The following is a 25,437-nucleotide window of genomic DNA, read 5'->3' on the forward strand; positions in this document are numbered from 1 at the left end:
TGATTATCGCGGTATTTATTCGCCCTAATTTGAACACAAAAGAACGCCAAACGTTTGCTTAAAACAGATCGTGCAATTTTTATCGACGCAGCGGAAGAACAACAGGAAAGCGGTGCTGAATAAAGGATTTAGGCTCGCATTAATCCGGTAATAACGACTCGGTTCGGATAATCATTCAGACGAATATTTTCCGATTTAGACGAGCGCCGATTCGCCCGACGGCTGCGGTGCGCTTTCGCTGCCGCTCGCGGCTACCCATCGGCTCTTGCCCGAGCGTTTCGCGGCGTAAAGCGCGTTGTCCGCGTCGCGCAGCACGCCGTCGAGTTCGGTGTGATTGCGATCGAACATCGCAATGCCGATGCTCGCGCCGATCGTCAGCGCGCCGTCGCCTTCCGCATGAAACGGCTTGCCCAGTTCGACGACCAGCAGATCCGCGAGCGCGAGCGGATCGATGCTCGGCGGCGCGACGATCACGAACTCGTCGCCGCCGAGACGCGCGACCAGCGCGTCTTCGCCCGTCAGATGCCGCAGCCGGCGCGCGACGAGCGCGAGCAGCGTGTCGCCGACTTCGTGGCCGCAGGCATCGTTGATCGCCTTGAAGCCGTCGAGGTCGAGATAGAGCAGCGCGTCGTAGGCGCGATCGTGCGCCCGGCCGTGCAGCATGCGATAGCGCACGGCCTGGAACAACCCGGCGCGGTTCAGAAGGCCCGTGAGTTCGTCGTGGCGCGCGCGGCGGTCGTTTTCCTGTTCCGCTTTCATCGTCGAGACGAGCATGCCGTTCAGACGCCACGCGGCGGCGCTCATCGCGAAGAGATAGAAGGGAATTTGCAGCAGCGTGAGCAGGAGCGTCGGCTCGCCCGAAAGCAGTGCGCCGATGCAGCACGGCCCGAGCGACAGAAAGATCATCGCCGCGACGAGACGCGGCGCGCCGAAATTGCGAAAGCAGATGCCGCCGACCATCGCCGCCGCCGAAAGGAACGAGAGCGTGGCGGCCACCCAGTCGCCGGAGAGCACGCTGACGAGCGCGCCGTAGCCGACCGTCGCGCCCCACAGCGGCGCGAGGAGCACGTAGGCATCGGTGAGCGTCGATTTGCCGGCGCGGGCGCGCCGGCGCGCGACGATCAGCACGGCGAGCCGCGCGAGACAGACCGCGACTTCGAGCGCGAGCCAGATATCGAATGCAAACGACGGATGCCGCGTTTGCAGCACCCACGCGACCCCGATGGTGTTGAACACGCCGCCCGCGAAGATCGGCAGCGTGCCGAAGAGGCTGCCCACGAGCGCGACGCGGATGGCGCGCGGAATGTCCGGGCCCGCGTGCAGCAACCACGTCGCCGCGCGCCCGCGCGGGAGAGTGAACGATTCGGTCTGTAGGTCCATGTTTGCGATGTGCATTGGCCGGGCAAATGCTCGGCCTTAGGGACAGTTGCTCCACACATCGGATAACGGAATGAAAGGATCGAACTTTATAGCGGCGAGGGCTTGCTCGCGATGTGAAACGTTTGCGTGCCGTCCAACGATCAAATTGTTTCGGATTCCACGCTTGCCCGCGGCGCGGCCTGAATGTCGCGCGTGTTCTTTTGAACCGCGATCGCGCCGAACAGCGCGAGGCCGAAGGACATCGCGTAGAAACCCTTTTCGCTTAGCGCAAGCGTCGCATTGAAAAGGCCGACGGCAAGCAGACCGATTGCCAGCACGAGCGCAATCCAGCTCAGGCCGAAATACAGCTTCGTCACGGGAATGCCTTCTACTCGGTCGCGCACCGTCTTTTGAAGCGAGATAGCCGCGAAAAGCCCGAACACGAGGACGGTGAAGTAATAGCCTTTTTCGTTCAACTGCATGCCGGCATTCCACAATCCGGCCAGATATGCTGCGAAGCCGGCGCACAATGCGCCCCACGACGCGACGACGAAGGCGGCCGAGGGCCGTTGAGAAGGGATGCTAACCATTGCCATGAGTTCCTTTTTCGATCAACGACGCCCTGACGCGGGCGTATCGACGGGCACTCTAGCAGGGATGTTTTCTGAGAGAAAGGCGGCGCGCTTCGTGGTCTAAGCCGCGTTGCGCCCCGCATCCGCGATCTCGTCCATCAACAGCCGCACGCCCGCCGAAAGCTGCGCGTCGCGGCGCGTGACCATCTCATAAGGCTCGCTTTTCGATGTGAACGCGAGCGGCAGCGTGCACACGACGCCATGCGCCGTGCAAAAGCGCGCGACATCGACCGATACGAGCGCCACGAGCGACGGATTCTTCTCCAGCAGCGCGAGCGTCGCGAATGCCGATGTCGTTTCGAGCAAATGCGACGGAAAGCGCAAGCCCGCGTCGTGGAACTCGCGTTCGAGCAGAAGGCGCATCGGCATGTTCGCGCGATACACCACCCAGCGATGCTTCGCCAGATCGTTCAGCGCGACGCGGCGGCGCTTCGCGAGCGGATGATCGACGTTCGCGATCACGGCGAGCGTCTCCTGCTGCACGACGACGCTGTCGTACAGATACGGCGTCTGGCTCACGCTCGTGCGGCACACGGCGACATCGAGCCGTCCCGCGTCGATGAGGCCGAGCAGCGTCGCGCTCGTATCCTCGACGATCTCCACCGACATTTCCGGCTGACGCGCGCTGACGGCGGTGATCGCATCGGTGACGAGCGGCACCGCGCCCATGATCACGCCCACCGACACGCGCCCGCCATAACCGCGCATGATGCCGACGATCTCCTCCCGCAAATGCGCGATATCCGTGTGAATGAGCCGCGCGTAACGGATCACGCAATGGCCGACCGCGTTCGGCTCCAGCCCGCGATGCGTCCGCACGAAAAGCGGCGTGCCGAACGTCGTTTCGATTTCATGCAGCGCCTTGCTCGCGCCCGGCTGCGTGAGCGCAAGCTGCTTCGCCGCGCCGAGCAGCGAGCCGCGTTCCTCCAGCGCGATGAGCAGGCGCAACTGCCTGACGTGCAGGCGCGAGAGAATCGAATTGAGCGATGGCGTCATGATTCGTTCAGCCGATATGGCTTGAGAGAAAGTTATACCCTTATCACACGCCGTCAGTATCGCGGAGCGGAATGCGTCCGTATACTCGGCCACGCGATATAACCTTTCGTCATTCCATCATGGCTCTCATCAATTACATCACGCAGATTCAGTTCGACTACGGCGCGGTGCGCCTGCTCGCCGGCGAGTGCGAGCGCTTCGGCATTCGCCGTCCGTTGATCGTGACCGATGCGGGCATTCGCGCGGCCGGCCTGCTCGACAAGGTCGTCGATGCGCTCGGCCCGAACTTCGCCGCGCCCGTCTTCGACGCCACGCCGCCGAACCCGAACGAAGCCGCCGTGCGCGCGGCGGTCGAGCTGTATCGCGCGAACGATTGCGATGGCGTGATCGCGGCGGGCGGCGGTTCGTCGATCGATCTGGCGAAGGGCGTCGCCGTCTGCGCGACGCACGACGGTCCGCTGCAGAGCTTCGCGGTGATCGAGGGCGGCCTCGCGCGCATCACGGCGAAGACCGCGCCGGTCATCGCCATTCCGACGACGGCCGGCACCGGCAGCGAAGTGGGCCGCGGCGCGATCCTGATTCTCGACGACGGCCGCAAGGTCGGCGTGATTTCTCCGCATGTCGTGCCGAAAGTCGCCATCTGCGATCCGGAACTCACGTTCGGCCTGCCGCCGATGCTCACCGCCGCGACCGGCATGGACGCCATCGCGCATTGTCTGGAGACGTTCATGGCGCCGGCGTTCAACGCGCCCGCCGACGGCATCGCGCTCGACGGCCTCTGGCGCGCGTGGCGGCACATCGAGCGCGCGACCCGCGACGGCTCGGACCGCGCGGCGCGCTGGAACATGATGAGCGCGTCGATGCAAGGCGCGCTCGCGTTCCAGAAGGGCTTGGGCTGCGTGCACAGCCTGAGCCATTCGCTCGGCGGCATCAATCCGAAGCTGCATCACGGCACGCTCAACGCCATTTTTCTGCCGGCGGTGATCGCGTTCAACAGCAGCGCGCCTTCGATGCAGGAAGAAGGCAAGCTCGCGCGCATCGCGCAGGCGATGGGCCTCGCTTCCGGCGACGACGTCGGCAACGCCATCCGCACCATGACCGCGACGCTCGGCCTGCCGCGCGGCTTGGCGGAACTGGGCGTCACGCGCGATCTTTTCCCGCGGATCATCGCCGGGGCGCTGAAGGATCACAGCCACAAGACGAATCCGCGCGATGCGTCGAGCGACGACTACGCGGCGATGCTGGAAGCGTCGATGTAAGCGGGGTGCGCAGGGCGGTTTGCGGCAATGCAACAAATGACTAGGGAAAACCCCTAGTCTTTGTTACAATGTGCAGCAAATTCTGGATTCACTGTCATGCGCACCCGTTACGTCATTCTCGAAAAAATCGCTTTTACGCTGCTCACGCTGTCCGCCGTGGTCGATGCCAGCTATATCACGTGGGAAAAACATCCGAACTTCCGTGAAAACGTCACGGAACTGGTCAAGATGAGTTCCGACCTGAATTACGCAACGGCGACCATCGACGGTTCCACGATGATGCCGCTCGCGTTCAACTAATCAACTAAACAGCCGCCGCCGAGCGGCTGTTTTCGTTTCACCTCGGCGTTTCCCGCCAATACCCGCTATACGGCCCCGCGTCGCACGACGCGCGCGGCTTGTCCTATGCTGGCGGCTTCCTCAAGCGATGCCGCCGCGCATGTCCATCGTTCTTCATTCCGACGCCGCTTTCGGCGCTCAGCTCCGCAGCTTCGCCCGCGCGATCGGGCAGATCGTGCTTCAGCGCAATGCCGCGACCGGCGCGCTGCTGTTCGCCGGCGTGCTCGCGGCGAGCCCGCGCCTCGCGTGCGCGCTCGTGATCGGCGCGATCGTCGGCAACGTCATCGCGGTCATCACCGAACCCGCCGATTCCCCCGTCATCCGCGACGACCTCTACGGCTTCAACGGCGCGCTCGCCGCGCTGGCGGCGTTCACGTTCATCCGCGATGCGTCGCAGGCGGCGGCTGTCGCCATCGTCGCGGCGATGTTCGCGACGCTGCTCGCGGCGCCGCTCACGCGCGCGCTTTCGCTTCGCGACTTGCCGATCTTGTCGAGCCCGGCGATCATCGTCACCTGGTGCTGGATGCCGTTGCTTGCCGATCGCGGCGAAGTCGGCGCGCTCGGACCGGTCCCGGCCGGCGTCGCCGCGCTGACGATGTCCGCGTTCGCGGGTTTGGCGCCCATCGTGTTCGCATCCGGCGCGGTCGCGGGCGCGTTTATCGCGGCAGGCTTGTTCGCCGCGCGGCCCGCACGCGCCGGTTGGGCGCTCGCGGGCAGCGCGTTCGGCGCGGCGCTGCACGGGCTGTGCGGCACGAGCGACGCCGTTTTGCTTTCCGGCGCGTGCGGCTTCAATGCGGCGCTCGCGGCGCTCGCCATCGCACCGTTCGGCGCGCGCTACGCGTTCTTGGCGATTGCGCTGGCGGTGGCGATCGAGCGCATCGCGGATTGCGTCGGCATCGCGGCGCTCACCGCGCCGTTCGTGCTCGCGTCGTGGGCGACGATGCTCGTGGCGCGGCGCGTCGAAGGATCATCGAAAGGAGGAGGCTCGCATGTCGTTCACCCACACATTTGAGCGCAGGATCGGCGAAAGCGGACCGCGCTCGGCCGCCGAAACCGCGACGCGCGTGGATCTGGCGGCGGCGTATCGGCTCGTCGCGCTGAACGGCTGGGACGACGTCGTCTACACGCACATTTCCGCGAGCGTGCCGGGCGAACCGGGGCGCTTTCTGATCAACCCGTTCGGACTGGCGTTCGATGAAGTGACCGCGTCGAATCTCGTGAAGATCGATATCGACGGCAACGTGATCGGCGAAAGCGCGCATCCGGTGAACGCGACGGGCTTCGCGCTGCACGCCGCCGTGCATGCCGCGCGCGCCGACGCCGCGTGCGTGATGCATCTGCACGTGCGCGAAGCGATCGCGGTATCGACGCAGCCGCACGGCCTGCTGCCGGCCTCTCAGCACGCGATGCGCTTTCACGGCCATCTCGCGTATCACGATTACGAAGGCCTCGCGTTCTCGCGCGCGGAAGGCGAGCGGCTCGTCGCGAGTCTCGGCGGGCATCGCGCGATGCTCCTGCGCAATCACGGGCCGCTGACGCTCGGGCGCACCATCGCGGAGGCTTACGTGCTGATGGATATGCTCGTCAAGGCATGCGATATTCAACTGCGCGCGCTGGCGGGCGTGGGAAAGATGATCGTGCCGACGCCGGAAGTCGTCACGCGCACGGCGGCGCAATTGCACGACGACGACGCTATGGAAGGCGCGCTCGAATGGCCCGCGCTGCTACGAAAGCTCGAGCGCATCGACCCGACTTATCGCGACTAAAACGCAACTGGAGGAATCAACGCAATGCCGACTTTCAACATCCAGCTCTTCGAAGGCCGCACGGTGGAAGAGAAGCGCAAGTTCGTCGAGGCGATCACGCGCACGACTTGCGAGACGCTCGGCTGCGAGCCGGGTTCGGTGGATATCATCCTGACGGACGTGAAGCGCGAGAACTGGGCGACCGCGGGCAAGCTGTGGTCGGAGCAATAGCGCTTCGATGCGAACGCGGCAGCGCGATGCCGCCGCGTTCGCCGTGAGCGTTACATCGTTTCCTTCGCGGCAAGCCGGAACTTGTGCAACAGCGGTTCCGTGTAGCCGTTCGGCTGCGTGCGTCCTTCGAAGACGAGCGCGCAGGCGGCCTTGAACGCGTAGGAGCTATCGAACGCGGGTGCCATCGGACGATAGTACGGATCGGCCTCGTTCTGCTGGTCGACGACCGCCGCCATGCGTTCGAGCGTCGATCGCACCTGCTCTTCCGTCACGATGCCGTGCCGCAGCCAGTTCGCGATGTGCTGGCTCGAAATGCGCAAGGTGGCGCGGTCTTCCATCAGGCCGACGTCATGAATGTCCGGCACCTTCGAGCAGCCGACGCCCTGATCGATCCAGCGCACCACGTAACCCAGAATGCCCTGCGCGTTGTTCTCGATCTCGTTGCGGATATCGTCTTCCGACCACGTTGCCTTCTCGACGACGGGAATCGTCAGCAGCCCGTCGAGCAGTTCGTTTTTCACGCCTTCATAGTCGATGCTTTCCGTGTCCTGCTGAACGTGCTGCACGTCGATCTGATGGTAGTGCAGCGCGTGCAGCGTCGCGGCCGTCGGCGAAGGCACCCACGCGGTATTCGCGCCGGCCTTCGGATGCGCGACCTTCTGTTCGAGCATCGCGTGCATGAGGTCCGGCATCGCCCACATGCCCTTGCCGATCTGCGCGCGGCCACGCAAGCCGGTGTTCAGGCCGACGAGCACGTTGTTGCGCTCATACGCGCCGATCCACGCCGACGACTTCATGTCGCCCTTGCGCATCATCGGGCCGGCTTCCATCGACGAATGCATCTCGTCGCCGGTGCGATCCAGAAAGCCTGTGTTAATGAACGCGACGCGCGCCTTCGCTGCCGCGATGCACGCCTTGAGGTTGACGCTCGTGCGGCGCTCCTCGTCCATGATGCCCATCTTGATCGTGTGACGCGGCAGGCCGAAGAGATCTTCGACGCGCGTGAACAGTTCGTCCGAGAACGCGACTTCGGCGGGGCCGTGCATCTTCGGCTTGACGATATAGATGGAGCCGGTGCGCGAGTTGATCTTGTTCTTCAGATCGTGCAGCGCGCCGAGCGTGGTCATCACGGCATCGAGGATGCCTTCGGGAATTTCGTTGCCGTCGCGATCGGTCACGGCGGGGTTCGTCATCAGATGCCCGACGTTGCGGATGAACAGGAGCGAGCGGCCATGCAGCTTGAGCGTGCCGCCGTCCGGCGCCGTGTATTCGCGGTCCGCGTTCAGGCTGCGCGTGAACGTCTTGCCGTTCTTCGTGACCTGTTCCGACAGTTGGCCCTGCATCAGCCCGAGCCAGTTGCGGTAGAGCTGCGTCTTGTCGGCGGCATCGACGGCGGCGACCGAGTCTTCGCAATCGATGATGGTGCTCACGGCCGCTTCCATCAGCACGTCCTTGACGTGCGCGGCATCCGTCTTGCCGATGGAATGATTCGCGTCGATCTGAATCTCGAAGTGGAGGTCGTTGTGCTTGAGCAGCACGGCGCTCGGCGCGGCTGCATCGCCCTGAAAGCCCGCGAATTGCTCGGGATTGGCGAGGCTGCTCTTGCCGTCCTTCAGCGTGACGACGAGCTGGCCGCGCTCGACGCTGTACTTCGTGGCGTCGGCGTGGGAGCCGTGCGCGAGGGGCGCGTTGTCGTCGAGGAAAGCGCGTGCATACGCGATGACCTTCGCGCCGCGCTTCGGGTTGAATTCGGCGGTGCGTTCGGCGCCCTCGCTGTCGTCGATGGCGTCGGTGCCGTAGAGCGCATCGTAGAGGCTGCCCCAGCGCGCGTTGGCGGCGTTGAGCGCATAGCGCAGATTCGAGAGCGGCACGACGAGCTGCGGCCCGGCCTGCTCGGCGATTTCACGATCGACGTTGGCCGTGGTCGCCTGCACTTGCGCGGGCGCGGGCACGATATAGCCGATGTCTTCCAGAAACTTGCGATACGCGCGCAGGTCGCGCACCGGGCCGGGGTTGCTGCGATGCCAGTTGTCGAGTTCGGTCTGAAGGCGGTCGCGCTCGGCGAGCAGCGCGCGGTTCTTCGGCGCGAGGTCGTGCACGATGGCATCGAATCCTTTCCAGAAGGATGCGGCATCGACGCTCGTGCCGGGAATGGCTTCTTCTTCGACGAACTTCGCGAGACTCGCGGCGACCTTGAGGCCGTGCTGTTGAATCATTTCGTTCATGGGCACTCCGGCTGATTGCTGCTACATAGGGGATTGGGGGCTGGGGAGTATGGTAGCGCGGAATGGGAGGGGAATTGCATCGCGTCGGCCTGCAAGCGGTGTGCCTGGGGGCGGCGCGGGCGCGGCAACTAGTCGCCGAGATGTTTCGCTTCGGCGGCGAGCGCTTCGAACTGGCTTTCCATGGCCGGCGTATCTTCCGCCACGGTCGTCCAGATGACGCTCATATCGACCTTGTGGTAGCCATGAGCGATTGCATTGCGCATTTCGTAAGCGGCTGAGAAAGGGACGTCTCGATGCTTTGCGACGAAGTCAGGAAAATTGCCGCCGGATGTTATTGCATGCTTCGCCGACGTTTTCCAGATTGCGAAGAACCGCGTCCTGAATTAATTCGTCCTCGAGGAAAGCCGCCTCGTCCATTCCTTGGGTGTAACGCGAGATACGCCGAATTGCGGTAAGGACGTGATCCAGGTACTCGAGCAAAGTCTGGATGTCACGACTCATACCGGAATGGCTCCGGCAATGATCACCTCACGCGTACGATCCGGAAGCGCGTTAGGCGTGAGGACGTCGACTGGGACCCCGAGTAACGTGCGCAGTTCATGGCGGATTGCACCGATGTCCAGCATCGTGGTTCGTGGCGTCGGATCGATCAGCAGATCGAGATCGCTGTCTTCCGTATCGTCGCCGCGGGCAACGGATCCGAACACACGCGCATTCGACGCACGATGCGCTTCCACGACGCGTCGAATATCGTCGCGATGAGCCTGGAGTGCGATGGAGGGTTTCATGGCGGAATATGCAATTGCTAGCGCGGACACCGATCGAGTCTAGCATAGCGCGCGAGCACGAAAATCCGGCCTTCCGTCGCGAAAGGCCGGACCCACGCACGCGCTCAACCCCCCAGCAAATCCTCGATCATCACCGGCAATTTCCTCACCCTAACCCCCGTCGCGTGATAAACCGCGTCCGTGATCGCCGACGCAATCCCCGCCAGCCCGATCTCCGCGATCCCCCGAGCCCCAAGCTCGTTGAACACGGTATCGGGGTGATCGAGGAACGTGACATCGAGCTTCGGCGTATCGGCATTCGTCGCGATGACGTAATCCGCGAGACTGCTGTTGACCGGCGCGCCGGAACGCTCGTCGTAGGACGTGTGCTCGAAAAGCGCCATGCCGACGCCCATGACCACCGCGCCTTCAATCTGATTGCGCGCCGCACGCGGATTCAGAATCTTGCCGCCGTCGATCACCGTCACCACGCGGCTCACGCGCAGCCGCGCCGTCGCCGGTTCCCACGTGACTTCCGCGAAATGCGCGCCGTAGGAGTGAATCGACCAGTCCTTCTTGAGCGGATCGTCGAAGCCGCCCTTCGCGCTCGCACTGCCCGACGCCGCGTGCATCCGCGCCGCTTCGAGAATGCGCGTGTAGGGCACGCCGCTCTCCGGCGCTTCCCCCTTGCGATGCACCCGCCCGTCGCTGAACGCGAGTTCCTCGGCTTTCGCGCCCGCCAACGGCGACCCTTCCGCCGCGCTCGCCCGCGACAACACGATGCCGATCGCCGCCCGCGTCGCATCCGACACCGCCGGCACCACCGATGCCGTCGCCGCCGATCCGCCCGATATCGGCCCGATGGGCAACGCGGTATCGCCGAGGCCGACTTCGATCTTGTCGAGCGCGATGCCCGTCTGCTCCGCGACGAGCTGCGCGAGGATCGTGTACGTGCCCGTGCCGATGTCCTGCGTGCCGCACACGACGCGCGCCGTGCCGTCCGCGCGCAGATCGACGGTGGCTTCCGCCGAAAAGCGCAGCCCCGGCCAGCTGCACGCGCCGACGCCCCAGCCGAGCGTCAGGCCATCGCGTTTCATCGAGCCGACTTCGGGCGTGCGCCGCGACCAGCCGAACTTCTCCGCGCCGGTCTTCAGGCACTCGACCAGATGCCGCGACGAGAACGGCAAGCCGCTGCTTTCGTCGACGCCCGGCTCGTTGCGCAGCCGCAGTTCGACCGGATCCATCTTCAGCGCGAGCGCAAGCTCGTTCATCGCCGATTCCAGCGCGTAGAGGCCGGGCACCGCGCCGGGGCCGCGCATCGACGTGGGCGAACCGACGTTGCGCTTCACCGAGCCGCCCGTCACGCGCAGGTTCGCCGTGCTGTACATCTGCGGCGTCGCTTCGCCGCAATCTTCGGTGTATTCGTCGGCGAGCGCCGCGTGGTTCAGGAAGTCGTGCTGCACGGACGTGAGCTTGCCGTCCTGCGTCGCGGAAAGGCGCATGCGCTGCTGCGTCACCGGCCGATGCCCCACGTTCTGGAACATCATCTTGCGGCTCAGCACGAGCTTCACCGGGCGGCCCGTCTGACGCGTCGCGGCGGCGGCGAGCAGCGAATGCGGCCACATCCACAGCTTGCTGCCGAAGCCCGAGCCGAGAAAGCGCGAAATCACGCGCACTTTCTCTTTCGGCACGCCGAGCATCTGCACGAGCGTGCCGCGATGATTCGCCACTGCCTGGCTCGTCTCGTAGAACGTGTAGTTGTCGCCGTCCCAATGCGCGACGGTCGCGTGCAGTTCGATCGGATTGTGCGTTTCCGCCGGCGTCACATAGGTTTCGTCGATCTTCACGGGCGCGCTGTCGAATGCGCCCGCCGGATCGCCGCGTTCGCTCTGGACTTTCGGTTCCTGGTCGGGCGCGAGCGTCGTGCTGACGTCGTGCTTTGCGACCTCATAGCCGACCTTGATCGCAGCCGCCGCGGCGCTCGCGGCCTCGAAGGTTTCCGCGATCACGCACGCGACGTACTGGCCGTAATAGCGGATCACGTCGTCCTCGAAGGGCGGACGCTGTTCGTCGACATAGCCGTCTTCGAACGAATTGGCCGGAATGCGATACAGCCGTCCCACGTTCCCGCGATGCAGGATCAGCTTGACGCCGGGCATGGCCTGCGCGGCGGCGAATTCGAGCGACGTGATCCTGCCGCTCGCGATGGTGCTGCCGACCGGCACCGCGTACAGCATGCCGGGCAAATCGACGTCGGATGTATACGTCGCGCGGCCGCAGACCTTCTGCGGCCCGTCGATGCGCGATTGAGGCCGTCCGATGAATCCGTTGGCGGACGGCTTGATGTCGGGCGCGGTGGACATGGATGCGTTCCTCGATTCGGTTCAGGATGCCTGCGTGGCGAGCGTGAGCGCATGCACGATGCAGCGCTTCGCCAGTTCCACCTTGAAGCCGTTTTCGCTTTGCGGCTTCGCGTCGGCGAGCGCGGCGTCGGCGGCGCGCCGGAACGCGGCTTCGTCGGGCGCGGCGTCTTGCAGTTCCTTCTCGGCTTCGCGCGATCGCCACGGCTTCGTCGCGACGCCGCCCAATCCCACGCGAACATGCGCGATGCGGCCGTCCTTCACGCCGACGACGATCGCCGCCGAAGCGAGCGCGAATTCATACGATGCGCGGTCGCGCAGCTTCAGATACACGGAACGCGCGCCAACGACTGGCGGCGGCAGCGTCACGTGCGTGACGAGATCGCCGGCTTCGAGCACGTGCTCGCGATCGGGCGTCGTGCCGGGCAGCAGATGGAAGTCGTCGAACGCGATGGCGCGCTTGCCGCTCGTGCCTTCCACGTGAATCGTCGCTTCGAGCGCCGCGAGCGCGACGTTCATGTCCGACGGATTGCTCGCGATGCACGCTTCGCTCGTGCCGAGAATCGCCATCATGCGATTCGCCCCGCCGATCGCGGAGCAGCCGCTTCCCGGCTCTCGCTTGTTGCACGGCGACGCGGTATCGCGGAAATAGACACAACGCGTGCGCTGAAGCAGATTGCCCGCGGTCGTCGCCATGTTGCGCAACTGCGCGGACGCGCCGGACAACAGCGCCTGCGAAAGCACCGCATAACGCTCGCGGATCAGCGGATGATGCGCGACATCCGAATTGCGCGACGTCGCGCCGATGCGCACGCCGCCGTCGTCCGTCGCCGCGATTTCGCCGAGCGGCAGCCGGTTGATATCGACGATACGCACGGGCCGTTCGACGTTGAGCTTCATCAGATCGACGAGCGTCGTGCCGCCCGCGAGAAAGCGCACTTCGGCGCCTTGCTGCGCGGTGTGCGCGGATGCGCCGGCCTTGATCGCCTCGGGCAGATCGCGCGCGCGGGAAAGCTGAAACATGTCCATGGCGCGCTCCTTATTCCTTGCCGCGCACGGACTGGATCGCCGTGACGATGTTCTGATACGCGCCGCAGCGACACAGGTTGCCGCTCATCGCTTCGCGCACGTCGTCGTCGCTTGCGCCGATGGGTTCGTCGAGCAGCGCGACCGCGGACATCAACTGGCCGGCGGTGCAATAGCCGCACTGGAAGCCGTCGCATTCGACGAACGCCGCCTGCATCGGATGCAGCGCGTCCACTTCGCCGATGCCTTCTATCGTCGTGATCGCGTCGCCATCGTGCGCGGCGGCGAGGCACAGGCACGAATTCACGCGACGGCCGTTCACATGCACGGTGCATGCGCCGCATTGCCCGTGATCGCAGCCTTTCTTGGTGCCGGTGAGATGCACGTGCTCGCGCAGCGCATCGAGAAGCGTGGTGCGCGGATCGAGCGAGAGCGTATGGCTTTGACCGTTGATGGTCAGCGTGACGCCGGCTTTAGCGTCGCCTGATTTCGCGGCGGGCGGCGCGAGCACGTCGGCGGCGGCGTGCGCGTTGCCGTTTGCTTCTTGCGTGTCTGCGCGCGGGTTCGTTGTCGATTTATCGGCGCGCGCGGGAGTCGATTGGGGAACGGGGTGTTGCATCGAGCAATCTCCTTCAATGGCGCAACGCGCGGCGCGAGGCTGCGGATGCGGCGGGACCTTGAGAGGCGAAGATGCGATGAAGCGTTGGTGCGTGATGCGTTGATGCGTTGATGCGTTGAAGCGTGGCGTTGCGGCGATGACACTCAGCCAGTATAGGCAGACGTGGCCGATCTTTCACAGACGACGGCCAGGCGAACCCACGATGAAATACAGGGGCACGAAGCATGCCTGAGCGTGGTAGCGTTAATGCATTGCCTATTTCTCCACTGCAAAACATGAACGTTGCCGATGCCATCGCTTCGCGCCGCTCGATCCGCGCGTTCTTGCCCGATCCCGTCGAACGCGCGACGCTCGAAGCGATACTGGAAAGCGCATGCCGCGCGCCGTCGGGCAGCAACATCCAGCCGTGGAAAGTTTATGTGCTTACCGGCGATGCGAAAGAAGCGCTGTCGCGCGCGATTCTCGACGTGTTCAACAATCCCGCCGCCGACCGCGAGCACGAAGAAGAATTCGCGTATTACCCGCGCACGTGGACGTCGCCTTTCATCGAACGAAGGCGCGCGCTCGGCATCGGGCTGTACTCGCTGCTCGGCATCACGCGCGAGAACAAAGAAGGCATGCACGCGCAAATGGGCCGCAATTTCGCGTTCTTCGGCGCGCCGGTGGGCATCATCTTCACCACCGACCGCACGATGGAGCGCGGCTCGTGGCTCGACTACGGCATGTTCATCCAGAACGTCATGCTGATGGCGCGTTCATTCGGGCTCGATACGTGTCCGCAGGCGGCGTTCAACCGATATCACCGCATCATTGCCGAGCAGTTGAAGCTGCCGGAGAACGAGACTGTGGTGTGCGGCATGAGCCTCGGATACGCGGACTGGTCGCAGCCGGAGAACCGGCTTTCGAGCGATCGCGAGCCGTTGAAGAACGTCGTGCGCTTTTCGGGCGATTGAGTGAATCGCAAGCGTCAGTGCGCAAGCGCGAGCCGCGCGACCAGCGAGAGCACGACGACGCCGGCCGCCGTGAAAGCGGAGAGCACGATCAGGATCAGCAGAAGGCGCAGGATCATGGACATCGCGTCGATAAAAAAAGGGCCGCTTGCGCGGCCGGAAGGAGGGGTGGGTCGGTCAGGCTTCAGACTAGGGCCTCATTCTTAACCCGGCCTTAAGCGCGCAAAAACTTCTCGCACGCCACGCCGAAACAAAAAGCCGCGCCACCCGAAGGCGGCGCGGCTTTCAACGATGAAAACGCGGTGACGCTCAGCGCAGCGCTTCGCTATAGCGGTCGCGCAGCGGAATGATGGTCAGAAGCGCGACGGCGCTGCCGAAGATCACGTAGTAGCAGATGGAAAGCGCATCGCCCGTGGTCATCGTCAGCCATTGCACGATGGCCGGTGCAAAGCCGCCGAAGATCATGACCGCGATGTTGTAGCTGACCGAGATGCCCGTCGACCGCACGCTCGACGGCAGCAGCTCCGAGATGAACGCCGGATAGCAACCCTGATACATGCCGAGGTAGGTCATGAGCAACGCCTGGCAGACGATCAGCATCGGCAGGCTCGGATGCGCGGTGAGCACGGCGAAGATCGGATATGCGGTCAGGAACGACAGCGTGAGCGCGGTCGCCATGATCTTCTTGCGGCCGATGCGATCCGACAGTTTGCCGAACACCGGGCAGCACACGAGATACACGAGCGCGCCGATGGTCGAGCTGATGAGGCCGTCGGTGAGCGCCATGTGCAGCACGCGCGTGGCGTGCGTCGGCAAGTAGAGCAGGAAGATATACGTGCCGATGGTGCCGAACACCGTGAGGCCCAGGCCCGCGAGCACGGGCAGCCAGTGCTTGGTCGCGGTATCGCGAATGGGGCTCGACGTCAGTTCGTTCTTCTGCGCCTTTTCGACGAACACGGGCGATTCATCCAGCTTCGAGCGCAGATACAGGCCGACCGGCACGATCAGCAAGCCGAGCACGAACGGCACGCGCCATCCCCAGCTATTGAGGCTTTCCGGGCTCAGCGAACGCGTGAGCACCGCGCCGCAGAACGATCCCGCGAGGCTTGCCGCCGCCTGCGCGACCATCTGGTAGCTGCCGAAGTAGCCGCGCTTGTTGGCGGGCGCATACTCGACGAGAAACGCCGTGGCGCAGCCCACTTCGCCGCCGGCGGAGAAGCCCTGAATCAGGCGGCCGAGCAGCATCAGCAAGGGCGCGGCGACGCCGATAGCCGCATAAGTCGGCGCGAACGCGATAATCGCGATGCCGACCGCCATCAGCGAGATGGTGAGCGTGAGCGCGGATTTGCGTCCGACGCGATCCGCCACCGCGCCGAGCACGATGCCGCCGAGCGGCCGCGTGAGAAAGCCGACGCCGAACGTGGCCCACGTCGCGAGCAACGAAATGGTGGGACTGGTGGCGGGGAAATACAGCTTGGAGATGATGACCGCGAAGAAGCCGTACACCATGAAGTCGAACCATTCGAGCGCATTGCCGATGGTCGAAACGACGATGGCGCGTCGGCCCGATAAGTTGGACGCGGCGTTGTCGGCAGCGGCGTGCGATGCGGGTAGTACGGTGCTCATCGAAAAGACTCCGAGAGAATATGTTTTATCGCGCGTTCGTTTCCGCGCTTTCCGTTACGACAACATGCAAAGACTACGCCGGAATAAATTAAGAAAATATAGAATTTCTGAACTGACATTCAAGGAAACCTCAAGGAAACCTGAATACAACGTCGGGTAATCCCTAGGCACGTCATGAGCAATATTCGCTTTTTGCGCACCTTCATTGCCGTGGCGCGTTATGGCTCCTTCGCCGCCGCCGCCGAAAAAGTCGCGCTCACGCAGGCGGCGGTCAGCATGCAGATGCAATCGCTCGAAGACGATCTGAAGCGGCCGCTCTTCGATCGCGTCGGACGCACGAACCGGCTGACGAGCATCGGCAAGCAGGTGTTGCCACAGGCGGAGCGCATCGTCGCGCTGTACGACAGCATGCGTCTCACCGGTCTCGACGACGAAATCGCCGGCTCGGTTTCCATCGGCGCCGTCGATTCCGCGATGGGCGCGCTCGCTTCCGTCGTTACCGAACTGAAAGGACAGTATCCGAGGCTCGATGTGCGGCTCTTCACGGGCAAGGCGCTCGCGCTCGCGCCGCAGGTCGAGGCAGGCGAGATCGACGCGGCGGTGATCGTCGAAATGGCGGGCAAGACGCCCGCGAGCCTCAACTGGACGCCGCTTTATTCGGAGCCGCTCGTGGCCGTCGGCTCTTCGGGACGCGCGTATGCGAATGCCGCCGACATGCTCGCGAGCGGCCCCTTTCTGCGCTTCGATCGTGCGCAGCGCACCGGCGCGCTGATCGATCGCGCGTTGCGCCATAACCGCTTCACCGTCAGCGAGTTCCTCGAACTCAATTCGCTCGAAGTCATCGTGGAACTGGTGCGGCAGGGCGCGGGCGTCTCCGTGGTGCCGCTGCTCGAATACGGGTCGTGGGCGAGCGATCCCGCGCTCGTCGTGATGCCGCTCGCGAAGAACACGCCGCGACGCGTCGTCGGCATGCTGGAGCGCAAGATTCACGATCGACACGCGGTCATGCGAGTGGTTCAGGAAAGCATTCGCGCGCGTTCGCGAGCCGCCGACGTCGCGCGCGATGCATGAGGTTTCCTTAAGTCACGGACAAGAAATATCGGCTTTCGCTGTGAATTACGGCCATCGACAATGCTTCAACGTCAGGCCCGTCATTCATCGACCCAAGAGGAAAGCATGCCGATCATTCCCGAGATCGCCCAGTCGCAAGACGAACTCAAAGCCATTCGCCGCGATATCCACGCGCATCCCGAACTCTGTTATGAAGAAGCGCGCACCGCCGAACTCGTCGCGAGGAAGCTGGAGAGCTGGGATATCGAAGTGACGTGCGGGCTCGGGAAAACGGGCGTCGTCGGCGTGTTGAAGAAAGGCACGAGCAAGCGCGCTATCGGCTTGCGCGCGGACATGGACGCGCTGCCGATTCCCGAATCGAACACGTTCGCGCATGCATCGAAACACGAGAACAAGATGCACGCGTGCGGCCACGACGGCCATACCGCGATGCTCCTCGGCGCCGCGCAATATCTTTCGAAGCATCGCGATTTCGACGGCACCGTCGTGTTCATCTTCCAGCCGGCGGAAGAGGGCGGCGGCGGCGCGAAAGCCATGATCGAAGATGGGCTCTTTCAGCGCTTTCCCGTCGATGCCGTCTTCGCGCTGCATAACTGGCCGGGCATGCCGGCGGGCAACATGGGCGCGCGCGTCGGTGCGACGCAGGCATCGAGCAACGAGTTCGAGATTCGTATCGAAGGCATCGGCTCGCATGCCGCGATTCCGCACGATGGCGTCGATCCCGTCTTCACCGCGCTGCAGATCGGCACGGGCTTGCAGAGCATCATGACGCGCAACAAGCGGCCGATCGATGCCGCCGTGCTGTCCATCACGAAGATGCAGGCGGGTCACGCGGTCAACGCCATTCCGACGACCGCCACGCTCGCGGGCACCGTGCGCACGTTTGCCGTCGATACGCTCGATCTCATCGAGACGCGCATGAAGGAGATCGTCGCGGCGACGGCGGCGGCGTATCGATGCAAGGCCGAAGTGAAGTTCGTGCGCAACTATCCGCTGACCGTGAACACGCACGATGAAACGCAGTTCGCGCTCGGCGTGATGCAGGAAGTCGCGGGCGTCGATCATGTGAACACGAACGTCGATCCGACCATGGGCGCGGAAGACTTCTCCTTCATGCTGCTGGAGCGTCCCGGCTGCTATGGATACATCGGCAATGGCGAAGGCGCGCATCGCGATCATGGTCATGGCCTCGGGCCGTGCATGCTTCACAACAGCAGCTACGACTTCAACGACAACGTGCTGACGCTCGGATCGACATACTGGGTCAAGCTCGTCGAGAAGTTTCTCTCGCGTGCGTGAGCGGCGAACATGACGACGTATTTCTCTTCCTCATATCGCGATGCACGCCAGCGCTTCATCGATGCCGCCGCCCTGCGCCAGTTCCATGTCGACACGCGCGTGCTGCCTGACATAAGCGGACTCGAAGGCGAAACGCTCGCGACGGATATCGTGCGCATGGGCCCCGCCGATGCGAAGCGCATGCTCGTGCTGACATCGGCGACGCATGGTGTCGAGGGCTTTTGCGGCTCGGGCGCGCAGATCGCGCTGCTTCACGACGACGCGTTGCCCGCGCTGCTCGACAAGCTCGGCGTCGCGCTCCTGCTCGTGCATGCGATCAACCCGTACGGCTTTTCGTACCTGAGCCGCACAACCGAAGGCAACGTCGATCTGAATCGCAATAGCGTGGATTTCGACGCGCCCTTGCGCCAGAACGCGGGCTATGCGGAACTGCATGGCTTGCTGATACCGCAGACGTGGCCGCCCGATGAAGCCAACGTCGCCGCGATCCGCGACTATATCGACACGCGCGGCCAGTGGGCGTATCAGCAAGCCGTGACGACGGGCCAGTACACGCACGCCGAAGGCATGTTCTACGGCGGCAGCGAAACGGCATGGAGCACGCGCACGATGCGCGAGATTCTCGCCGGCTATGGCGAGCGTTGCGCGGCCATCGGCTGGATCGATTTTCATACGGGACTTGGGCCGAGCGGCTTCGGCGCGAAGATCAACATCGGCGAGCTGGCGCGTGCAAGACGATGGTGGGGCGCGGACGTGACGAGTCCGCTCGACGGCACGTCCATCGCGGCGGATGTCGCCGGGCCGCTGCTCGATGTGCTGTCGCAGACGTGCCCGCATGCATCGAACGCGGCGATCGCGATCGAATACGGCACCGTGCCGCTCACCGACATGCTCGACATGCTTCGCGCCGATGTGTGGCTGCGCCATCACGCCGACGCGCCCGACGCGCTGAAGGCCGGCATCCGACGCCAGATTCGCGCGGCGTTCTATATCGACGACGACACGTGGCGCGGCATGATTCTGGGCCAGGCGCGCGCGGCGGTGCTGCAGGCGGTCTACGGCTTGTCGCGCGAGGGCTAGCGCAGTTCGAGCCACATCGGCTGATGGTCCGATGACCGGCTCTTCTGATCGGCCTCGCATCCGGCGATGCGCGGCTTCAGATCGTCGGTGACGAAGATGAAGTCGCACGCGAACGGACCGTCGGCCCACTGCTCGTGATCGTACAGGCCGACGGTCGCGGCGCGCGGCTCGTCCGGATGCGCGCAGGTCCATGCATCGGCGAAGGATGGCGCGTCCGCGATGGGTTCGAGCATCGCGCGATACGCGGAGCCTTCGAATGCGCTATTGAAGTCGCCGCAGACGATGGCCGACATGGGCCGCGCGGTATCGGCGAACGGACTCGCCGGATTCTCGGACTTCGATGGGCGGCGAGCATGCGCGCACGCTTCGCTGTGCAGCTCGCGCAGCCGCGCCACTTGCGCGAGCCGCTGCGTTTCCGAGTAGAACTCCAGATGCGTGCTGATGATGCGCAGCGGGCCGACGTCCGTTTCGATGACCGCTTCGAGCGCGATACGCAGCATCGACGGCTTCGCGGGATCGGCGGGCCACGGCAGCGAATGGCGCAGCACTTGCCGCACGGGCAGACGGCTGACGATGGCGTTGCCGAACTGCCGCCGCGCGAGGCCCGCGCCCATCGGCGGAAGATCGGACCCGATGCCTTTGATGACGGTCGCGCCCGGAATCAGCGCGGCCAGTTCGGCGAACTGATCGGCGCTCGGGCGGCCTGCGAGCCCGCCCGCTTCTTCGCTTTCATGAAAGCCGCGCGTGACTTCCTGCAGACAGAGCACGTCGAAGTCGTGCAGCGCCTTCGCCTCGTTGACGATGCGCGGCAGATCGACGCGGCCATCCACGCCGCGTCCCCATTGCATATTCCAGTCGACGAGTCGCATGTCCGTGATCCTCGGGTCGGTTCGTGCGCGAGTCCGTCTTGCGAAACCCAGTATTTCTGACTGTCTCGAAAAAGCGCGGCCTACAATCCGCGGTATCGAAACACGTCATGAATGCACCATGAAAACGAGCACGAAACTGTGGTTGAGCGGGATTTCATCGATGTCGTTCTGCATCGCGTGTCAGGCGCAGCCTGTGCCGCAGAGCGGGCCGGCGCCCACGCTCACGCGCGAGCAGCAGGCGGGCCTCGACAAGCAGGATCAGGATATCGCGGAAATGGCGGCGACGATCGTGAGGATGATCGATCAGGACAAGGCGGGCGATGTATGGGATGCGTCGTCCGACGTGGCGAAACGGGTCATCGCGCGCGAGGACTTCGTGAGCAAGGTGTCGCGGGATCGCGCGACGCTCGGCACGCCGGGCATGCGCATGCCGATGGGCGTGAAGCATCTTCACTTCGACGGCACGGGCAACATGCCCGCGGGATGGTTCATGAGCGTCGCGTTCGATACGCAGTTCAGCCAGCCGCAACAGTCGTCGCGCGAAGTCGTGACGTTCATTCTCGATGCGGATAGAAGCTGGCGGTTCGTGGGGTATTCGGTGCGGTGAGGCGCAACGCCTCTACATATTCGTCCACGACGCACACCATCCCTTCGCCGCCACGTCTTTCCCGCTGAACAACGTGCATCCGCCCCAGGCATCGGTGGACTTGCCCTGAAACAGCGAGCAATTCGCGCACGTCTGATCTGCCGCGAAGTTCGGGTACTTCGCCCGGTCCACCTTCGCGGCGTCTTCCTTATAGCCGACGGCCACGGCCGCCGGATCGGCTTCGCTCAAATGCGGAGCCTCCGCGTTCGCGCGGGCGAGCCATAGCGACGCGCCCGCGCCCATCGTCAGCACCATGAAACTGCGGCGGGAATGGTTCATATCGTGGAGTGATCCGGTTGTCGTTCTCTTGCGCTAACGGAACGATACGCCGACTCGCGCATCGATGCATGCACGAGCGTCCGGCTTTGCGTCCTTTTTGTCAGGCCATCTGTTTTGTTTATCGGCAAGATCGGACCGCGACGTGCGGCCCCCGCCCGCCAAGCCGCCACCGGCAACGATCCATCATTTCCGCGCGCCGTCCTCCCTGCTTCGCCTCATGGTTTACGCGCAGTTCCGCGCGTGCGGTGCGCGCCGTATCGTCCGCTCACGTTTTCGCAACGAACCGGGCCGCGTGCAGTCGACGAGCGCCTCGTCGCCCGGCATCTCACGGAGCATCTGAACATGGCCCGCATCATTGGCGGTATTGCCGCCTCGCACACGCCGACCATCGGTTTCGCATTCGACAAGAACAAGCGCGACGATCCCGTCTGGGCGCCGATCTTCGAGAACTTCGCGCCGCTCGCGGACTGGATCGAAGAGAAGCGTCCCGATGTGATCGTGACCATCTATAACGATCACGTCACGTCGTTCTTCTTCGATCATTACTCGGCGTTCGCGCTGGGCGTCGGTCCCGAATGGCATGTCGCCGATGAAGGCGGCGGCGCGCGCGATCTTCCGCCGGTCAAGGGCCATCCCGCACTCGCCGCGCACATCGGCAAGTCGCTCGTCACCGACGAGTTCGACATGTCGTTCTTCCAGAACAAGCCGCTCGATCACGGCTGCTTCTCGCCGCTTTCGATGCTGTGCCCGCACAAGCCCGAGTGGCCCGTGAGCATCGTGCCGCTGCAAATGGGCGTGCTGCAATTGCCGGTGCCGAGCGCGCGGCGCTTCTACAAGCTCGGCAAGGCATTGCGTCGCGCCATCGAAAGCTACCCGGAAGACATCAAGGTCGCGATTCTCGCCACGGGTGGCCTCTCGCATCAGGTGCACGGCGAGCGTGCCGGCTTCAACAACACCGAATGGGACGCGCGTTTCCTCGATCTCTTCGAGCGCGATCCCGAGCAGCTCGCTGACATGACCCTCGCGGAATATGCGGAGCTGGGCGGCTACGAAGGCGCGGAAGTCATCATGTGGCTCACGATGCGCGGCGCGTTGTCGTCGAATGTCGTGTGCAAGCATCGCAGCTACTACCTGCCTTCGATGGCCGGCATCGCGACCGCCATCTACGAAGGCGAAGACAGCGAGACGAAGCCCGCGATCATCGAGCGACATCGCGAGCGCATGGCGGAACAACTGACGGATGTCGAGAAGCTGCAAGGCACGTATCCGTTCGATATCGAAACGGCGGTGCGCGCGTATCGCATCAACGATTATCTGCATCGCATGATCGAGCCTGCGCACCGCGAAGCATTTCATAAGGATGCCGAAGCAAGTTTCGAGGCGGCTGGCTTAAGCGAAGAAGAGCGCGACATGATCCGCCGACGCGACTGGCGCGCGCTGCTGCATTACGGCGTCATCTTCTTCATGCTGGAGAAGCTCGGCGCGGTGACGGGCGTGTCCAACCTGCATATCTATGCCGCCATGCGCGGCGAAACCCTCGAAGCATTCCAGCGGACTCGCAACGCACCCGGCGCGCTGTATTCGGTCGCGGGCAAGGGCGCGGGCAAGCTCGACTGGGACAAGGCGGAGAAGGGCAAGGAATAAAACACACATACAGGGACGGAGACACACATGACTAGCGGTAGAACCATCGACATCAAGGGCTTTATCGACGAGCGGCCCATCTCCGCCTACCAGTGGCTGCTGGTGGCGCTGTGCTTTCTCGTCGTCACCGCCGACGGCATGGACGTCGCCATCATGGGCTTCGTCGCGCCTTCGATCATCGCGGACTGGCATATCTCGCGGCCCGCGTTCGGTCTCGTGATGAGCGCGGCGCCCATCGGTCTCGTGATCGGGGCATTGGCGGCGGGACCGGCGTCGGACCGCATCGGACGCAAGGGCGTGCTGATCGCATCGGTCTTCCTGTTCGGCGTGTTCACCATCGCGACTGCGTTCACCACATCGCCGATGAGCATGGCGATATTGCGCGTGCTGACGGGCATCGGCCTCGGCGCGGCGATGCCCAACACGACGACGCTGCTCTCCGAGTACGCGCCGCAACGCAAGCGCGCGCTGCTCATCACGATCATGTTCACGGGCTTCAATCTGGGTTCCGCGTTGATCGGCTTCGTCGCGGGATGGCTGATCCCGGTGCATGGCTGGCGCTCGGTGCTCGTCTTCGGCGGCGCGTTGCCGCTCGCGTTGATCCCGCTGCAGCTCTGGTTGCTGCCCGAGTCGGCGCGTCTGCTCGCGGTGCGCGGCGCGGCGCAGGAACGCATTCGCAAGGTGCTCGGACGCGTCTGCGGCGCGCGCTTCAATGGCGATGAAATCTTCATCTCGAACGAGCCGCCGTTGCCGATGAAGAAGCCCATCGGCGTACTGTTCTCGCATGGCTATGGCGTGCTGACGGCGGCGCTGTGGGTCACGTATTTCATGGGCCTGCTCGTGATCTATCTGCTGACCGGCTGGATGCCGACCTTGATGAAGGACGCGGGCCTCACCGTATCCGCGGCGGCCAACATCACGGCGATGTTCCAGATCGGCGGGACGATCGGCGCGATCATCGTCGGCTGGATCATGGACCGAGTGCGGCCTGCGCCCGTCATCAGCGCGGCGTACCTCGGCGGCGCGGTATGCGTGCTCGGGCTGGCGTGGATTGGCGCGCTGTCGTCGTCGCTCGCGCTGCTCGTGTTCGCTGCGGGCTTCTGCATGAGCGGCGCGCAGACCGGACTCAACGCGTTCGCGCCGAACCGGTATCCGACGGTCGCGCGTGCAACCGGCGTGAGCTGGATGCTCGGCATGGGCCGCTTCGGCAGCATCTTCGGTTCGGCGTTCGGCGGCGCGCTGCTGGGTCTCGGCTGGCAGTTCGGCGCGATCCTCGCGATGCTCGCCGTGCCCGCGACGCTTGCCGCCATCGCCATTCTCGTCGCACAGCGCGGACGCGCGGGCGAAACCGCGCCGCAGACGACCGTCGCACATTAGTACGGAGTTCGAATGATTATCGACATACACGGCCATTACACCACCGCGCCCAAGGCGCTGGAAGCATGGCGCAATCGGCAGATCGCCGGCATCAGGAATCCATCGGAAAAGCCGCGCGTATCGGAACTGAGCATTAGCGACGACGAACTGCGCGAGTCCATCGAAAGCAATCAGTTGCGGCTGATGCGCGAGCGCGGTCTCGACCTCACCATTTTCAGCCCGCGTGCGAGCTTCATGGCGCATCACATCGGCGACTTCGAAGTGTCGAGCACGTGGGCCGCGATATGCAACGACCTGTGCTATCGCGTGAGCCAGTTGTTTCCCGACCACTTCATTCCGGCGGCGATGCTGCCGCAAAGTCCCGGCGTCGATGTATCGACGTGCATTCCGGAACTCGTGAAGTGCGTGGAGCAATACGGCAATGTCGCGATCAATCTGAACCCGGACCCTTCGGGCGGACACTGGACGAGTCCGCCGCTCTCGGACCGCTACTGGTATCCGGTCTACGAGAAGATGGTCGAGTACGACATCCCCGCGATGATTCACGTCAGCACGAGCTGCAACGCGTGTTTTCATACGACGGGCGCGCACTACCTGAACGCCGACACCACCGCGTTCATGCAATGCCTCACGTCCGACCTGTTCCGCGATTTCCCCACGCTGCGTTTCGTGATTCCGCATGGCGGCGGCGCGGTGCCGTATCACTGGGGACGCTTTCGCGGTCTTGCGCAAGAGCTGAAAAAGCCTTTGCTGAAGGATCATTTGCTCAACAACGTGTTCTTCGATACCTGCGTCTATCATCAGCCGGGCATCGACTTGCTCACGCGCGTGATTCCCGTCGACAACATTCTGTTCGCGAGCGAGATGATCGGCGCGGTGCGCGGCATCGATCCTGAAACGGGACACTATTTCGACGATACGAAGCGCTATATCGAGGCTGCGTCGATGCAGCCCGAAGCGCGCTACAAGATCTACGAAGGCAACGCGCGCCGCGTGTATCCGCGGCTCGATGCGGCGCTCAAGGCAAAGGGACGGTGA

At 64.1% G+C, this 25,437-nt stretch carries 26 protein-coding genes; 13 read left to right on the plus strand and 13 right to left on the minus strand.

All coding sequences use genetic code 11. The annotated features are described in order from the left end of the window. Positions 1-195: 195 nt before the first annotated feature. The 3 genes from NCR39_RS26765 to NCR39_RS26775 form a co-directional block, all read right to left on the minus strand. Entirely contained in the window at positions 196-1,380 is a 1,185-nt protein-coding gene (locus NCR39_RS26765) for a GGDEF domain-containing protein (RefSeq protein ID WP_250455558.1), read from the minus strand. Positions 1,381-1,520: 140 nt separating this feature from the next. Continuing rightward, positions 1,521-1,949: an inner membrane protein YiaA gene (gene yiaA / locus NCR39_RS26770; RefSeq protein WP_250455561.1), complete on the minus strand. Its 429-nt coding sequence runs from the start codon at positions 1,947-1,949 to the stop codon at positions 1,521-1,523. A gap of 102 nt (positions 1,950-2,051) precedes the next feature. Next, entirely contained in the window at positions 2,052-2,987 is a 936-nt protein-coding gene (locus tag NCR39_RS26775; RefSeq protein ID WP_250455563.1) for a LysR family transcriptional regulator, read from the minus strand. A gap of 119 nt (positions 2,988-3,106) precedes the next feature. On the opposite strand from NCR39_RS26775, the gene gbd reads away from it, so the two are divergent. From gbd to NCR39_RS26800, 5 genes are all read left to right on the plus strand, one after another. Then, positions 3,107-4,246: a 4-hydroxybutyrate dehydrogenase gene (gbd, locus tag NCR39_RS26780; protein ID WP_250455565.1), complete on the plus strand. Its 1,140-nt coding sequence runs from the start codon at positions 3,107-3,109 to the stop codon at positions 4,244-4,246. A gap of 96 nt (positions 4,247-4,342) precedes the next feature. After that, complete coding sequence (locus NCR39_RS26785; RefSeq protein ID WP_250455567.1) at positions 4,343-4,546, plus strand: hypothetical protein; 204 nt, start codon at positions 4,343-4,345, stop codon at positions 4,544-4,546. 139 nt (positions 4,547-4,685) lie between these two features. Then, a complete protein-coding gene (locus tag NCR39_RS26790; protein WP_250455569.1) occupies positions 4,686-5,597 on the plus strand; it encodes an urea transporter in 912 nt (303 codons plus the stop codon). After that, on the plus strand, positions 5,575-6,351 hold the full coding sequence (locus tag NCR39_RS26795) for a class II aldolase/adducin family protein (RefSeq protein ID WP_250455571.1): 777 nt from the start codon (positions 5,575-5,577) through the stop codon (positions 6,349-6,351). Before NCR39_RS26790 ends, NCR39_RS26795 begins: the two co-directional genes overlap by 23 nt. Before the next feature lie 24 nt (positions 6,352-6,375). Further along, positions 6,376-6,561 (plus strand): 4-oxalocrotonate tautomerase, encoded by a 186-nt coding sequence (locus NCR39_RS26800; RefSeq protein ID WP_008347661.1) that lies wholly within the window; start codon positions 6,376-6,378, stop codon positions 6,559-6,561. Positions 6,562-6,611: 50 nt separating this feature from the next. On the opposite strand, the gene NCR39_RS26805 is transcribed toward NCR39_RS26800, so the two are convergent. The 7 genes from NCR39_RS26805 to NCR39_RS26830 all read right to left on the minus strand — a co-directional run bounded on the left by NCR39_RS26805 (position 6,612) and on the right by NCR39_RS26830 (position 13,558). Beyond that, positions 6,612-8,786 carry a malate synthase G gene (locus tag NCR39_RS26805; protein WP_250455573.1) on the minus strand — a complete coding sequence of 725 codons (2,175 nt, stop codon included), beginning with the start codon at positions 8,784-8,786 and terminating at the stop codon, positions 6,612-6,614. A gap of 128 nt (positions 8,787-8,914) precedes the next feature. Continuing rightward, on the minus strand, positions 8,915-9,049 hold the full coding sequence (locus NCR39_RS29845; RefSeq protein WP_350029700.1) for a HepT-like ribonuclease domain-containing protein: 135 nt from the start codon (positions 9,047-9,049) through the stop codon (positions 8,915-8,917). 46 nt (positions 9,050-9,095) lie between these two features. After that, positions 9,096-9,287, minus strand: a complete 192-nt coding sequence (locus tag NCR39_RS26810) for a HepT-like ribonuclease domain-containing protein (protein ID WP_250455575.1) — start codon at positions 9,285-9,287, stop codon at positions 9,096-9,098. Further along, the gene (locus NCR39_RS26815; RefSeq protein WP_040052566.1) at positions 9,284-9,574 is read right to left on the minus strand and encodes a nucleotidyltransferase family protein; all 291 of its coding nucleotides are present in this window, start codon (positions 9,572-9,574) and stop codon (positions 9,284-9,286) included. Before NCR39_RS26815 ends, NCR39_RS26810 begins: the two co-directional genes overlap by 4 nt. Positions 9,575-9,678: 104 nt before the next feature. Next, positions 9,679-11,916 (minus strand): xanthine dehydrogenase family protein molybdopterin-binding subunit, encoded by a 2,238-nt coding sequence (locus NCR39_RS26820; protein ID WP_250455577.1) that lies wholly within the window; start codon positions 11,914-11,916, stop codon positions 9,679-9,681. Positions 11,917-11,937: 21 nt separating this feature from the next. Beyond that, positions 11,938-12,942, minus strand: a complete 1,005-nt coding sequence (locus tag NCR39_RS26825) for an FAD binding domain-containing protein (protein WP_284507379.1) — start codon at positions 12,940-12,942, stop codon at positions 11,938-11,940. Between the two features lie 10 nt (positions 12,943-12,952). Beyond that, positions 12,953-13,558 (minus strand): (2Fe-2S)-binding protein, encoded by a 606-nt coding sequence (locus NCR39_RS26830; RefSeq protein WP_250455579.1) that lies wholly within the window; start codon positions 13,556-13,558, stop codon positions 12,953-12,955. Positions 13,559-13,833: 275 nt separating this feature from the next. Here NCR39_RS26830 and NCR39_RS26835 point away from each other — a divergent pair, with 275 nt between their 5' ends. Then, positions 13,834-14,511 carry a nitroreductase gene (locus NCR39_RS26835; protein ID WP_250455581.1) on the plus strand — a complete coding sequence of 226 codons (678 nt, stop codon included), beginning with the start codon at positions 13,834-13,836 and terminating at the stop codon, positions 14,509-14,511. 306 nt (positions 14,512-14,817) lie between these two features. Here NCR39_RS26835 and NCR39_RS26840 read toward each other — a convergent pair whose 3' ends face one another. Beyond that, positions 14,818-16,134: an MFS transporter gene (locus NCR39_RS26840; RefSeq protein WP_250455583.1), complete on the minus strand. Its 1,317-nt coding sequence runs from the start codon at positions 16,132-16,134 to the stop codon at positions 14,818-14,820. Positions 16,135-16,308: 174 nt separating this feature from the next. Between NCR39_RS26840 and NCR39_RS26845 the strand changes: the two genes are divergently transcribed. From NCR39_RS26845 to NCR39_RS26855, 3 genes are all read left to right on the plus strand, one after another. Further along, positions 16,309-17,205, plus strand: coding sequence for a LysR substrate-binding domain-containing protein (locus NCR39_RS26845; RefSeq protein ID WP_250455585.1), 897 nt, complete (start codon positions 16,309-16,311; stop codon positions 17,203-17,205). A 105-nt stretch (positions 17,206-17,310) separates the two neighbouring features. Beyond that, positions 17,311-18,504, plus strand: coding sequence for a M20 aminoacylase family protein (locus tag NCR39_RS26850; protein ID WP_250455587.1), 1,194 nt, complete (start codon positions 17,311-17,313; stop codon positions 18,502-18,504). Positions 18,505-18,513: 9 nt separating this feature from the next. Continuing rightward, positions 18,514-19,584, plus strand: a complete 1,071-nt coding sequence (locus NCR39_RS26855; protein ID WP_250455589.1) for a M14 family metallopeptidase — start codon at positions 18,514-18,516, stop codon at positions 19,582-19,584. Here NCR39_RS26855 and NCR39_RS26860 read toward each other — a convergent pair. Next, on the minus strand, positions 19,581-20,453 hold the full coding sequence (locus NCR39_RS26860; protein ID WP_250455591.1) for an endonuclease/exonuclease/phosphatase family protein: 873 nt from the start codon (positions 20,451-20,453) through the stop codon (positions 19,581-19,583). The two genes, NCR39_RS26855 and NCR39_RS26860, sit on opposite strands and share 4 nt — an antisense overlap. A gap of 118 nt (positions 20,454-20,571) precedes the next feature. Between NCR39_RS26860 and NCR39_RS26865 the strand changes: the two genes are divergently transcribed. Further along, on the plus strand, positions 20,572-21,060 hold the full coding sequence (locus NCR39_RS26865) for a DUF4019 domain-containing protein (protein ID WP_250455593.1): 489 nt from the start codon (positions 20,572-20,574) through the stop codon (positions 21,058-21,060). Between the two features lie 12 nt (positions 21,061-21,072). On the opposite strand, the gene NCR39_RS26870 is transcribed toward NCR39_RS26865, so the two are convergent. Further along, positions 21,073-21,378: a high-potential iron-sulfur protein gene (locus NCR39_RS26870; protein ID WP_250455595.1), complete on the minus strand. Its 306-nt coding sequence runs from the start codon at positions 21,376-21,378 to the stop codon at positions 21,073-21,075. Positions 21,379-21,720: 342 nt separating this feature from the next. Between NCR39_RS26870 and NCR39_RS26875 the strand changes: the two genes are divergently transcribed. From NCR39_RS26875 to NCR39_RS26885, 3 genes are read left to right on the plus strand one after another with little or no spacing between them, the layout of a single operon-like run. Further along, positions 21,721-23,022: a gallate dioxygenase gene (locus NCR39_RS26875; protein ID WP_250455597.1), complete on the plus strand. Its 1,302-nt coding sequence runs from the start codon at positions 21,721-21,723 to the stop codon at positions 23,020-23,022. Positions 23,023-23,049: 27 nt separating this feature from the next. Continuing rightward, complete coding sequence (locus NCR39_RS26880) at positions 23,050-24,399, plus strand: MFS transporter (RefSeq protein WP_250455599.1); 1,350 nt, start codon at positions 23,050-23,052, stop codon at positions 24,397-24,399. Between the two features lie 12 nt (positions 24,400-24,411). Beyond that, positions 24,412-25,437 carry an amidohydrolase family protein gene (locus NCR39_RS26885; RefSeq protein ID WP_250455601.1) on the plus strand — a complete coding sequence of 342 codons (1,026 nt, stop codon included), beginning with the start codon at positions 24,412-24,414 and terminating at the stop codon, positions 25,435-25,437.

Source organism: Caballeronia sp. ATUFL_M2_KS44, assembly GCF_023630965.1.
Classification (GTDB): Bacteria; Pseudomonadota; Gammaproteobacteria; order Burkholderiales; family Burkholderiaceae; genus Caballeronia; species Caballeronia concitans.